Annotated in this window: 11 protein-coding genes; 1 reads left to right on the forward strand and 10 read right to left on the reverse strand. The window is 67.5% G+C overall.

The window, feature by feature from the left end:
- Positions 1 to 108: 108 nt before the first annotated feature.
- The 3 genes from ETR14_RS06865 to ETR14_RS06875 form a co-directional block, all read right to left on the reverse strand.
- Positions 109 to 861, reverse strand: coding sequence for a LytTR family DNA-binding domain-containing protein (locus ETR14_RS06865; RefSeq protein WP_129383966.1), 753 nt, complete (start codon positions 859 to 861; stop codon positions 109 to 111).
- An 81-nt stretch (positions 862 to 942) separates the two neighbouring features.
- A complete protein-coding gene (locus tag ETR14_RS06870) occupies positions 943 to 2,883 on the reverse strand; it encodes a TonB-dependent receptor domain-containing protein (protein ID WP_129383967.1) in 1,941 nt (646 codons plus the stop codon).
- 223 nt (positions 2,884 to 3,106) lie between these two features.
- Positions 3,107 to 4,024, reverse strand: coding sequence for an SMP-30/gluconolactonase/LRE family protein (locus ETR14_RS06875; protein ID WP_206185990.1), 918 nt, complete (start codon positions 4,022 to 4,024; stop codon positions 3,107 to 3,109).
- A gap of 367 nt (positions 4,025 to 4,391) precedes the next feature.
- Here ETR14_RS06875 and ETR14_RS06880 point away from each other — a divergent pair, with 367 nt between their 5' ends.
- Entirely contained in the window at positions 4,392 to 4,664 is a 273-nt protein-coding gene (locus ETR14_RS06880; protein ID WP_129383968.1) for a hypothetical protein, read from the forward strand.
- A 255-nt stretch (positions 4,665 to 4,919) separates the two neighbouring features.
- Here the strand turns inward: ETR14_RS06880 and ETR14_RS06885 are convergent, their stop codons facing one another.
- The 7 genes from ETR14_RS06885 to ETR14_RS06915 form a co-directional block, all read right to left on the reverse strand.
- The gene (locus ETR14_RS06885) at positions 4,920 to 5,366 is read right to left on the reverse strand and encodes a hypothetical protein (protein WP_129383969.1); all 447 of its coding nucleotides are present in this window, start codon (positions 5,364 to 5,366) and stop codon (positions 4,920 to 4,922) included.
- 32 nt (positions 5,367 to 5,398) lie between these two features.
- The gene (locus ETR14_RS06890) at positions 5,399 to 6,496 is read right to left on the reverse strand and encodes a C2 family cysteine protease (protein WP_129383970.1); all 1,098 of its coding nucleotides are present in this window, start codon (positions 6,494 to 6,496) and stop codon (positions 5,399 to 5,401) included.
- 104 nt (positions 6,497 to 6,600) lie between these two features.
- Positions 6,601 to 7,422, reverse strand: coding sequence for a Cof-type HAD-IIB family hydrolase (locus tag ETR14_RS06895; RefSeq protein ID WP_243455800.1), 822 nt, complete (start codon positions 7,420 to 7,422; stop codon positions 6,601 to 6,603).
- A 22-nt stretch (positions 7,423 to 7,444) separates the two neighbouring features.
- A complete protein-coding gene (gene gnd, locus ETR14_RS06900; protein WP_129383972.1) occupies positions 7,445 to 8,422 on the reverse strand; it encodes a phosphogluconate dehydrogenase (NAD(+)-dependent, decarboxylating) in 978 nt (325 codons plus the stop codon).
- Positions 8,423 to 8,498: 76 nt separating this feature from the next.
- On the reverse strand, positions 8,499 to 9,203 hold the full coding sequence (rpiA, locus tag ETR14_RS06905; protein WP_129383973.1) for a ribose-5-phosphate isomerase RpiA: 705 nt from the start codon (positions 9,201 to 9,203) through the stop codon (positions 8,499 to 8,501).
- A gap of 43 nt (positions 9,204 to 9,246) precedes the next feature.
- The gene (locus tag ETR14_RS06910; protein ID WP_129383974.1) at positions 9,247 to 10,767 is read right to left on the reverse strand and encodes an MFS transporter; all 1,521 of its coding nucleotides are present in this window, start codon (positions 10,765 to 10,767) and stop codon (positions 9,247 to 9,249) included.
- 63 nt (positions 10,768 to 10,830) lie between these two features.
- Complete coding sequence (locus ETR14_RS06915) at positions 10,831 to 11,943, reverse strand: glycoside hydrolase family 105 protein (protein WP_243455801.1); 1,113 nt, start codon at positions 11,941 to 11,943, stop codon at positions 10,831 to 10,833.
- Positions 11,944 to 11,947 lie beyond the last annotated feature (4 nt).

Genomic DNA, 11,947 nt, shown 5'->3' on the forward strand with positions numbered 1-11,947 from the left:
ACGAAGCCTCTCTCAGTCGCGGCCATGCTCGTCGGCGGTCGGCGCGATAAAGACCATATGGGGTGTCGGAGGTCGTTACGCCAGTGGGCACACTCTGCCGCGCATCGGCTATTGCAGCGTCTGGCTGGCGAGGTTGTTCGCGTAGCGGCTGGAGACCGGGAGCCGGCGCCCGTTGCGGAGCGCGACTTCGACGACGCTGCGCCCGTCCCGCACCAGCATGTCGATGGTCCGCCAGGGCACCAGATAGGAGCGATGGACCCGAACGAAGCCGGCATCGCGCAGCACCCGTTCGGCATTGCGCATCGTCTGCCGCCAGACGATCGTGCGGCTTTCGGTATGAAGCTCGACATAGTTTCCGGCGGCGCAGGCGAAGAGGATGTCCGCCGGTGCGACCGGCGGTGTGTCGCCCGAGGGGACCAGGTCCTGCGCAGGCTGCGTCGAGGCCTTGAGTGGGTAGAGCGACGCGGCGAGCAGCGCCACGCCGAGCAGCGGCAGCCGGCTGAAATAGGCCCGTTCCGCGCCGGAGCCGAGCCACAAGGCCGCGATGCAGCTCGCCGCATAAGCGGCGCAGGCGAGGCCGATGCCGAGGATCAGCAGCTGCGTCCGGCTCTTCGCCGATCGGGCGAGCCGCTCGAACAGCATCGCTCCTGCGACCCAGGGGCTCAAGGTCGCGATCGCCCAGATCATGCTCCCGGCAAAATCGGGCTGCACGTCGGTGAAGACGGCTTCGTAGAGCAGGCAATAGGCCGCGCCCGCAGGGATCAGCGCGAACGGGGCAAGGTGCCGGGCCAGCGCCGCTCCCGTGCGGCGGGGCTCGCTGGACTGGGAGGTTCGTGCGAAGCGGGCGACCAGATCGATCATCGTTCAGACGTTCCTTCTGAGATGGTGGATACGGGGGCGGATCGTGGACGAAAGGTTCGGCAGAATCGGTTATGCCGCATTTCAGAGCCGGGTGGTGAGCAGAATGCGCCAATGCTGCCCGGTAATCGGCACCAGCGGCCCGTAAGGCGTCGCATAATAGCCCTTGCGGCCGAGCGCGTTGACCAGTTGCACCCGCAGCGACAGCGGCGTCTTCCCCACCGACCAGTCGTAGCGTGTGCCGGCGATCGCGAAGGGCACGCCCGCCACCTCCGTCGCGCCGAGATTGTCGCGGCGGCGCGATCCCTCGTAGAGCAGATATCCGTCCAGGCTCCAGCGATCGGCGACTCTCTGCTCGACGGCAATCGTGCCGTTGAAGCGGGAGACTCCGGGCGCCACGGGGTTTACCAACCCCGCCTCCACCAATTCGCCCGAGACTCTGGGGCGAACGAAATTGGCCCCGAGGACCAACGTGGTGGTGGGGGTGAGCTGGCCCGTGAGCGAGGCTTCGATGCCGCGGTGCCGGACGGTGCCGACCGGCGCGTAGATCATGTCGGCGCGCAAGCCGTAGATCGGCTTGCGGATGTCGAAACCGGCGACGATCAGCTTGAGGCGCGGCGTCAGATCGAAACGGGCGCCGACTTCATATTGCCGCGCTTCGACCGGCGGCAGCACCGCGCCCCGGTTGAGGGCGGCGTCGGGGGCGAGGCCCGATTCCTCCAGGCCCGAAACGTAGCTCGCGAACAGGTGCAGTCTCGACGCCGGATTCCACAGCGCCGAGGCGCTGTAGAGCCAACTCGTGACGTGCTGTGTCGACGGCGCCCCTAAAGCGTGACGAACGGTCTTTTCGTAGCGGTTGCGATGGACGCCCAGGCGTAATTCGAACGCGTCGCCGGCCGAAAGCGCATAGGTGGCGCTGAGGATGCGTTGATCGACCGTGTCGCGGGTCGACGGCACATCCTCCGGCAGATCGGGCCTGGGCACGTCCACCGGCCCCGCCGCGATCGGGAACGTGCCGGCGGGGATCGCGACGGCGTCGGCGCGGTCGCTGATCGTTTTGCGCTGGCGCAGCGCGACGCCGATCCGGTGGCGTGCGCCGGCGAACGTCAGCGACCGGGAAAGCTTTGCCTCGGCGGAGTCGGAGCGAATGTCGACCGACCGCGTGTGATAGACAGTGCTCCTGGCGAGCCCCGCACCATCCACCTCCAGCACGATGGTGTCGGCGGGCGCGGCCTCCCGGGTCGAGCGGATAGCGGAGGCGCCGAGCGACCAGTCGCCCCAGCGATGCTCGAACAAGGCCCCGAAATTGCCGCCGGTGGCGCGGGTGCGCGCCCAATCGGGCCCATAGTGACGGCGCACCCGCAGCGGCGGGGGATTGGCCGCATCCCGCGGCAGGACCGCAAGGTCACCGTCGTAGGAATCCCGGCTGAGGCCGGCGAACAGGCGCAGGCGGGTCGCCGGGCCGGGCGTCCAGCGGGCGACGGCGCCGACATCGTATCGGGATCCGTCCTGCCCGTTCGACCATTTCTCCTCCGGACTGACGAAGCCGTAGGCCGTGAGATCCCACGTTCCGTTTCCGCTCACCAGATCGGCCTGCGCCTCGAGGCTTGGCGATCCGAAACCGCGCGTTCCGGCGGTGAGCGACAGGCCGTCGCGCGCACCCGGCTCCCGAAGCCGGTATCCGACCACGCCGGTCGGAGAGGAGAGATCCAGCGCCGTTGCTGCAATGCCGACATGGATCGCGGACCCCGATACGAGCGAATCCGACGGCAGCGCCGCAGGATGGAAGTAGAAGCCGTCGATGCGGAATGCGCCGCCGGTGGCAGTGAGATCGAAACCGCGGGTCTGGTAGGGGCTGTACAGGCCAACCTGGTTGATCCCCGCGGTGGCGCCGAACGCGTCCTCCGCCGCGCGGGTCGCACTTCCCTGCGCATCGCGCGCGGGTTCCTCGCTGTGTGCCGAAGCGGCGCCGGCAAGGAGGGTGACGGCAAGCCCGCCGAGGCAGGCACGAATGGAAGCTGACATCGCTGAAGCATCTCCCCGGAATTGGTGCCGGGCAGCGCTCGCGCAGCGCCTTGTGGGCGGCAATCGCAGGGGTGCGGTGGGAGGAATTTTGTGACGATGGGACGAATGCGACACTGTCCCGGCGCCGATCGGCTGCTGCGCAATGCGGCGACCGCGACGCCCGCGCGTGCCTCGAACCTCGGATCAGCCGGCGGCAGCGTTGCCCCGGTGCACGCTCAAGCGCTTACCGGCGTCGCTGCGCGCCCCGGAACTCGCGGCCCGGCATTTCGGTGCGGAAGGTCTCGATCGCGCCGCGATCCTGCAGGGTGACAAAGGCGGTGCGGCCGTCCTTGCCGCCGAACGCGATGTTGCTGGGCAGCTTGCCTTTCAGCGCCACCGTGCGCGTCAGCGTTCCATCGGGCGCGAAGATCGCGACCGCACCGCCGCCGTGGCGGGTGACGTAGAGATTGCCGGCCTGGTCGCAGCGCATGCCGTCGAGGCCGTGATCGGCGAAGGTGGCGAAGAGGCGCTTGCCCGTCACGCTCCCGTCCGCCTGCCGGTCGTAGACCCAGATTCGCCGCTGCACGCTTTCGCCGACATAAAGGCGGCGGCCGTCGGGGCTGACCTCGATGCCGTTGGTCGTGCCCATGCCCTCTTCCAGGATCGACGCCTTGCCGTTCGTGCCGATGATCCAGAGACGACCTGCGTCGTGCGCCCAATCGGGATCGCTGGCGTAGACGATCCCGTCGGGCGCGACGGCGAGATCGTTGGGCTGGTGCGCCGAGGGAAGATCGGCATAGGTGCCGATCGCGCCCCTGGGCGAGACCGAAAGCAGGCGGTGGCGCTTGTAGTCGGCGACGAGCATGCGGCCGCCGGCGAGGAAGCGGATGCCGTTGCCAACGCTGCCTTCGGGAAGAGTCGCGAACAGGGTCGCCTGCCCGGTGCCGCCGGACTGCGGGCGGACGCGGCCGATCGTCCCCTCACGCGCGTAATTGACGACGTAGAGCGCGCCATCGGGGCCGACCGCCGGGCCTTCGATGCCGCCTGTGAAGACTTTGTCGCCGACATAATCGCGAGCCGTGAAGCGCGCTGCGTCGGGGGCGGCCGCGGCATTGGTAGCTAGCAGGGCGAGGGCCGCGGCCAGAGTCGCAAAACGCATCATTTACTTCCTCTTGCAGGCCGGTCGCTCTCAGGCGGTGCCTTGGCTAGTCGTGCAGGCGCGGGCGTCAAGGCCTGGTGGGTGATAGGGCGATTGCAATTGGCCTTCTCCTCCCTGTCCGCGCAGCGGATGGGGAGGGGGACCAGCTGAAAGCTGGTGGAGGGGCCTCCGGCGCCGATAGCCCCTCCACCACTCTTCGAGTGGTCCCCCTCCCCATCGCCTATGGCGACAGGGAGGATTGGGTCTGGCCGCGAGACGCTACATCCAATCCCTGCGCGGGAGAGGCACGGCCCGTCTATGCAGGACGACGCCCCGTGATGGAGCCGAAACGATCTCCGCTCGTTGAGGCAGAAACCAACGGAGGAAAATCGTGCGATTCATGTTTGCGCTGCCGCTGCTCGGCCTTGCCGCCGCCTGCAACGTCCAGAATGACGACGCCAACGATCAGGTGCGGATCCAGTATAACGAGCAGCGGGTGGAGGATGCCGCGTCGGACGCCGCCGACACCGCCAAGGACGTCGCCGCCGGCATCGGCAACGTCGCCAAGAGCACCGGACGGGCGATCAAGGACGAGGTCGGCGACATCGACGTCGACATCGACGTCAACCGCACCAAGACCGAGAAGACCGAAGAAAAGAAATAAGCGCGCGCGAGCTGGAGTCTCCATGCGGAAATGGCGCGGCGCTTTTCACTCGCGCCGGCGTGTAGCCTCCGGGAGATCCCAGCTTTCGCTGGGATGACGGAGGGGTGGTGGGATGACGGCGGGGTGCCGGGGAGAAAATGACGCTGGAGACAGTTGGGAAGAACGTGCCCGCGAGGACGTGACCTGCCCCCTTCTACCGTCATCCCAGCGGAAGCTGGGATTTCCATGCGGGCGTGCCGGCTCGGCCCTGCGCCGTCAGGGCGGGCCGAGCTCGAAATAGCCGACCAGCTTGCCGCCGTCGGCGAGTGGCTCCTGCGCCATCGCCACGGCGAAAGCGGGCTTGCCGCCTTCGGCCGGATAGAGATCGATGAGATCCAGCCCGCCGTCGTGAAAGCGCGGCGACGGCGGCATGCCGGTGCTCGAACGCTGGCCGGCGACGAACTTCGACACCGAATTCCAGCCGATCACCGCCTGCATGCGGAAGAAGCGCGCCGACTGGATGCGGTAATCGCCGCCGATCTGGCGGGCGACCAGAGCCGCCAGCGCCGTCGCCGCGGGATCTCCAGCGGCGCTTCCCAGATCCTTGGCGGTGCCCGGAGGGGCTGCGATCATCATCCTGGTTCCGTCCTGCGGCGCCTGCGCACTGCACGCCGCCGGCGTGGCGAGCGCCAGCATGATAATGGTGATGGCGGCCCGTGTCATGACTTGAGCCTAGCGCGGGTTTCGCCGCGCCGCTACTGGCCGATCCGGAACGAGTTGAGCCCGCCGGTGCGCACCAGGGTGTCGAGCGGCAGGGTGATGAAGGCGCTGTTGCTGTCCTTGCCCTCGCCGACCTGGTTGTGCGACCAGGGATTGCGCATCTGCACCTGCCAATTGCCCGATCCGTCCTTGTAGACGTTGGTGACGGTGTAGACGTGGTTGTCGACCAGGCCATCCTGTTCGATCGCCGCCCCGGTCATCTTGCCCCACAGGCTGCGGCTGTCGCTTTCCGGCACCGACCAGGCGGTCACCGGCTTGTCGTTCTTGAGCGCGTCGGCGGCCTGCTTGCCGACCTCGTCCAGCGCGTGGCCGCGGCTTTCGAACCAGCTCTGATCGAATTTGACCTCGCGGCCCTCGCGACCGGTGATCGCTTCCATGCCGTCCTTCGGCCAGCCGCCGTCGCCGAGATCCTTGTAGCCCTGGGCGAGGCCGTCCTTGTGGTTCGTATCGAGCATCTTGGCGTAGGCGACTTCCATCACGTCCGGCCAGATCGGCGCCTTGGCCGCGCCGTCGTCGCGGCGGCTGCCGCCGCCCATCGCGATGTTGGAGTCGATCTCCTTCTGGCTCACCGTGAAGGTCTGCGGCTTGCCGTTCGTATCGTGCAGAGTGACCTTGAAGGTCTGCGACTTGGCGTCGTAGCGGATCGCCTTCTGGATCGTGGCCGGAGCCTTGTCGGCGACGGCACCGAGCGTCGCGACATAATAGCAATCGCCGAAATTGCTCTGGCGGATGTCGCGCAATTGCGGCTTGCCCGACGCACCGTAGAGGCTCGACCCGTCATATTTGGGCTTGGCCGCGCTTTTGCCCTTGGCGGCCGGCGCCGTCTGGCCCGGTGCACCATTGCGAAGCAGCGCATCGGTCTCCGCCCTGCCGCCGGAGAGCGCATCGAGCGCGCGGATCAGTGCGCCCTGCTGCACCGGATTGGCCTCGGCGCGGACCTGATCGACCAGAGCGGCGATCGGGCTCTGCGCCCCGCCGGCATTGCGGTTCGAGAGCAGACCCGACGCGGCGTCGAGCGGACGCGCGAGGGCTGAGAAACTCGATCGGGCGGATTCGGCGGCGGCGACCAGCATGGGCAAACTCCCTCGTGAAGCGAGTCGGACTCTGCCGTGCGGCCGCGTGCGCGACCATCAACGAATCGCTTAGATCGGGCGCATACCCTTGATGCGTGCGCCGATCAGCGCCGTGCGGCCCCGTCTCCGCCGAGCAAAAGGGTGTCGATCGCGTAAGCGACGCCGTCTTCGTCGTTGGGCAATGTGACCTGATCGGCGGCGGCGCGGACTTCGTCGGGGGCCTGGCCCATGGCGATGGAAAGGCCGGCGCGGGCGAACATGGGAAGGTCGTTGCGCTGATCGCCGAGCACCGCGACCTCTTCCAGCGCAACGCCGGCGGCGGCGGCGAGCGCGGCGACGCCGTCGCCCTTGTTGGCGGCGGGCGCGGTAACGTCGAGGAAGTAGGGCTGGGAGCGGGCGACGTGCGCTCGGAGCCCGAGCGCGGCGGCGAGATCGCGTTCGAGCCTGGCCATCAAGCTCTCGTCTTCCGAGACGCCGACGATCTTGTCGGCCCGGCCAGTCAGGGGCCGGAGATCGGAGACGATCACCGGATCGACGTTGGACGACAATTTCTCGCGAGGAACCCGCGGATTGTCTTCGGTCAATGCATACCAGTTACCGTCGGCGAACAGCCAGATGTCGACCCCGGCCGCATCGAGCGCGTCCAGCGTGTGTGCCGCGACCGAGGGATCGAGGGTCACGGCGCTAAGGATCGTTCCGTCCGGCTCGAGGATGGTGCCGCCGTTGAACGCGCCGATCTGGCCGCGCAAGCCAAGGCGCTCGGCGATCCAGCAGATCCCGCTGGGCGGGCGGGCGCTGATCAGGCTGAAATGGACTCCGGCGGCGCGGAGCCGCTCGGCGGCGGCGACGACCGCGTCGGACAGGCTCTTGTCGGAGCGGACCAGGGTGCCGTCGACGTCGGACACGACCAGGCGGATCTTGGTCACGCGCTGAGCCCCGCCGGCGCGATCATTGCGGCATCTCGACATGACCGCCGAAGCCGAAGCGCATCGCCGACAGCATCTTGTCGCCGAAGGTGGTGTCGGAGCGGCTGCGGTAGCGGGCGAACAGGGCGGCGGAGAGGACGTTGACCGGCACCGCCTGCTCCATTGCGGCATTGACCGTCCAATGGCCCTCGCCACTGTCGGCGACGCGACCGCTGAACTGGGCAAGCGCTCCGTCCTGCGCGAGCGCGTCGGCGCAGAGATCGAGAAGCCAGGAGGAGATCACGCTGCCGCGCCGCCAGACTTCGGCGACGTCCGGCAGATTGATGTCGAACCGCTCCTCCTCGGGAAGCTTCTCCGACGCGCGGGTCTTGAGCACGTCAAAGCCCTCCGCATAAGCCTGCATCAGGCCATATTCGATGCCGTTGTGGACCATCTTGACGAAGTGGCCGGCGCCGGCGGGGCCGGCATGGATGTAGCCGCGCTCGGCGCGATCATCCTGGCCGTCGCGGCCGCGCGTGCGGGGCACGTTGCCGTAGCCCGGAGCAAGCGCATCGAAGATCGGATCGAGCAAGGCCACCGTCTCTTCGTCGCCGCCGATCATCATGCAATAGCCGCGCTCCAGCCCCCAGACTCCGCCCGACGTGCCGACATCGACATAATGGAGGCCCTTCTCCGCGCAGGCCTTGGCGCGGCGGATGTCGTCCTTGAAGAAGCTGTTGCCGCCGTCGATGACGATGTCGCCCGGAGAAGCCAGGCCGATCAGCGTTTCGATCGTTTGCTCGGTCGGATCGCCGGCCGGCAGCATCACCCAGAAGATGCGTGGCCCCGACAGCTTGCCCGCCACATCCTCGAGCGAAGCCGCCGCCGCGGCGCCCTCGGCGGCGAGCGCCTGCACTGCCTCGGCCGAGTGGTCATAGGCCACGATTTCGTGGCTGTGCTTCATCAGTCGGCGGGCGATGTTCGCCCCCATGCGGCCGAGGCCGATCATCGCCAATCGCATTGCGCAAGAGCTCCTCTCGAAGGAATGTGGCGGCGTTAGGACGTGGCCGCCGGGGCGGCAATTGGAAAGAAGCTGGTTAGCGCAGGCGGCGCGGCTGCGAACCGCTACGTTCGTATAATCGGACGCCTTCGGGACCGGCGAGATAGAGTGCGTCGATCTCGCTGAGGAACAGTCCGTGGCCGAGAATGCCCGGCACCTCGGCGAGCGCGCGCGCCAGCTCTTCGGGGTCGCCCAGTGTGGGAAAATGGCAATCGATCAGCACGTTGTTCTGATCGGTGAGGATCGGTGCGCCGCCGCGGACGCGGAGGACCGGGATGGCGCCGAGCGCCGCCACCGCCTCGGCGACGGCGCTGCGCGCGAACGGCAGCACTTCCAGCGGCAGCGGATGTCGGCCGAGCCGGTCCACTTTCTTGCCCGCGTCGGCGATCGCGATCATCCGGTCGGCGGCGGCGGCGACGATCTTCTCGCGCAGCAGCGCGCCGCCGCCGCCCTTGATCGCGCGGAAGGCCGCATCGATTTCGTCGACTCCGTCGATCGCCAGATCGACGCGCGCGACATCGGCCATGTCGAGCACGGCGAGCCCGGCGGCTTCGGCGGCCGCTGCGGTCGCGTGCGACGTGGCGACGGTGCGGACGTCGAGACCTGCCTCGACCCGGCGCGCCAGCGCGGCGATGGCGAAGGCGGCAGTGCTGCCGGTGCCGAGGCCGACCAGCATGCCCGCCCGGATCTCGGCGACCGCCGCGTCCGCTGCGGCGCGCTTCTGCGCATCGGTGTCGATCATCCCCGCGCCATGCCGCGAAGCCGGCGCCGCGCCAAGATGGCGTTCACATCCGCGCGACCGGATTCCTGCCCCAGAGCTGCGCGTGCGGCCAGCCCGACAGATCCTCGACCACCGCCTTGGTCTCGGGCGAGGTCGGTGCGTCCGGATCGGTCTTGAACCGGTCGATCTCGTCCATCAGCAAGGCGTGGGTCGCGGGATCGAGCTTGAAGCGATAGGAGACGATCACGCCGAAGATCAGCATGCCGACCGTGCCGACGCCCAGGATGACGGCAAGGGTGGTGATCGCCTGCGGGCTCTGCGCCTTGGCACCCGAGACGAAACCGCCGAGGCTCATGATCGCGGTGACGCCCTGGACCGCGGCCGATTGGGTGAGCTTGCGTATGAAGGTCATCACCCCGGCAAAGGCGCCCTCACGGCGGCGGCCGGTGACGATCTCGTCGACGTCGGCCATGTAATTGTAGGTCGCCCAGGGGATGAAGTTGAGCGCGCCGCGGCCGAGGCCCGCGAACGCGATCGGCACCCACAACAAGGCATCGCCCGAGCGGATGCCGGCGCTCCACATGGCGAGCAGGGTGATGACCCCGATCGCGAAGCTCGCCGCCGCCAGCCGATAGGCGAAAGCGGGGCCGATCCGCAGCGCCAGGTTGATCGCGATCATGACGGCGACGAACTGGACGATGTACATCGTGCCGAGCAAAGTGGAGGCGACGCTGATCGAACCGGCGAGCGCGAACACGACGAAGAAGGTGAAGGCGGCGTTGAACACGTCCTGGCTGATATAGCCGCCGAGATACATGCCGAGATGGAGCCGGAAGGCACGGATCCGAAGCGTCGAGAACAGGTTTCGGTAGAGCGCCTTGATCGCCGCGCCGACGCTCGGCTTCGCCTCGCCGCTGCGCAGCGCGGCGACTTCGGACGGCGGCCGCTCCCAGCTGAACAGGAAGAGCAGCCCGGCGGTGATCATGAACAGGATCGAGAACAGGATGCCCATGTAGAGAAAGGTGTAGGGGCGGTCCTCGCCGAGCCACTGGATCAGCATCTTGGGGCCGAAGCCGGCGACGATCGCCGAGGCCTGGGCGAAGAGGATGCGGATTCCGGCGAACTTCGCCTTCGTCTTGTAATCCTTGCCCATCTCGGCGGCGAGCGTCTCGTAGGGGATGATCACCATCGCGTAGACGAGTTCGAACGCGACATAGGTGACGAGATAATACCAGAAGCTCTGGCCCGAGACCCACATCAGGGCGAAGGAGGGCAGCAGCGGAATGGCCGCGAGCAGGAAGAAGCGCCGCCGCCCGAACCGGCGGCCGAGCGCGGTATAGCCCATATTGTCGGAGATGTGGCCGATCACCGGCGAGGCAATCGCGTCGAGCACGCGGGCAACGGTGAAGATCAGCCCCGCTTCCCAGGCCTCCAGCCCGCAGAAGGTGGTGTAGAAGATCAGCACCCAGCCGCTGATCACCGCCATCGAGCCCGCGCCTAATATGTCCATCGAGCCGTAGGCGCCGTAATTGTACCAGCGGACGGGACGGCTGCCGGTCGGGGCGAAGGCGCCGGTGATGGGCATGGCGGTTCCTCTCGGGGACGGGTCTGCCGCCTGCGCCTCTCGCGGGCGCTCGGCGGCGGCGGATCAGATGTAGGTGCGCAGGAATTCGGCTAGGGCGAGCACGGCGAGCGACTGGCCGTAGGGCATCGAAGTCAGCTTGATGTCCTTGTAGAATTGCAGGCTGTCGCCCATCGCGGTTCCGAACGACACCTGCTGTAGCTCGCCGTCGGCGCTGATGTTGGCGAGCACGCCTTCCACCGCCTTGAGGCCGACCGCTTCATAGCGGCGGTCCAGATAGCCTTTCCGCACCGATTTGAGGATGCCGTAGGCGAAGCCGGCGGTCGCCGATGCCTCGAGATAGGAGGTCGGATCGACGATCAGAGTGTGCCACAGGCCGCTTTCGTCCTGGGTCTCGGCGAGGGTCTTCACCTGCGCCGCGAGCGTGTCGATGAGAAAGGTGCGGAAGGCGTCGCCCGGCGGCAGATCGAGGATCTCGATGATTTCGGGTATCGCGATCGTCACCCAGCAATTGCCGCGCGCCCAAAGGGCTTCGGCGAAATTGTGCCGGCCGTTGAAATCCCAGCCGTGGAACCAGAGGCCGGTCTTGCGATCGAACAGATATTTGATGTGGACGAGGAACTGGCGCTTCGCCTCCTCGACATAATGCGGGCGGTTCAGCAGCAGGCCGATCTTGGCGAGCGGCAGCACCGACATCATCAGCGTGTCGTCCCACATCTCGCCGGGATTTTCGTCATTGTAGACGATGTGCTGGAAGCCGCCCTCTTCCGTCTTGGGCAGGCCGTCGGGCGCCATCAGCCATTCCGCCCAGGTGTCCAGATAGGGAATGTAGCGGGGATCGGGCTCGTGCTCGTAGAGGTAGGCGAGCGTGATGAACGGCGCCACCGTGTTGATGTTCTTGGTCGGCGTGCCTTCGGCGAAGCGATCCTCGAACCAGCGCTTGATGATCTGCAGCGCCGCCTTGTCGCCGGTCTGCTCGTAATAGCGCCACATGCCGAACAGGCCGACGCCGTGGGTCCATTCCCAGCCGGCCCAGCCCTTGGTGTCGATGATGCGGCCGTCCTCCAGGTGGAGCAGGAACTCGCCGGTCTCGTCCTTGATGTTGACGAGATTGTCCATCAGCCGGCCGATCGCGTCGGTGACGGTGTCGCGGGGAATCTGGTGGTTGGTGGCGGCCACTTTG

The organism is Sphingosinicella sp. BN140058, assembly GCF_004135585.1.
GTDB lineage: Bacteria > Pseudomonadota > Alphaproteobacteria > Sphingomonadales > Sphingomonadaceae > Allosphingosinicella.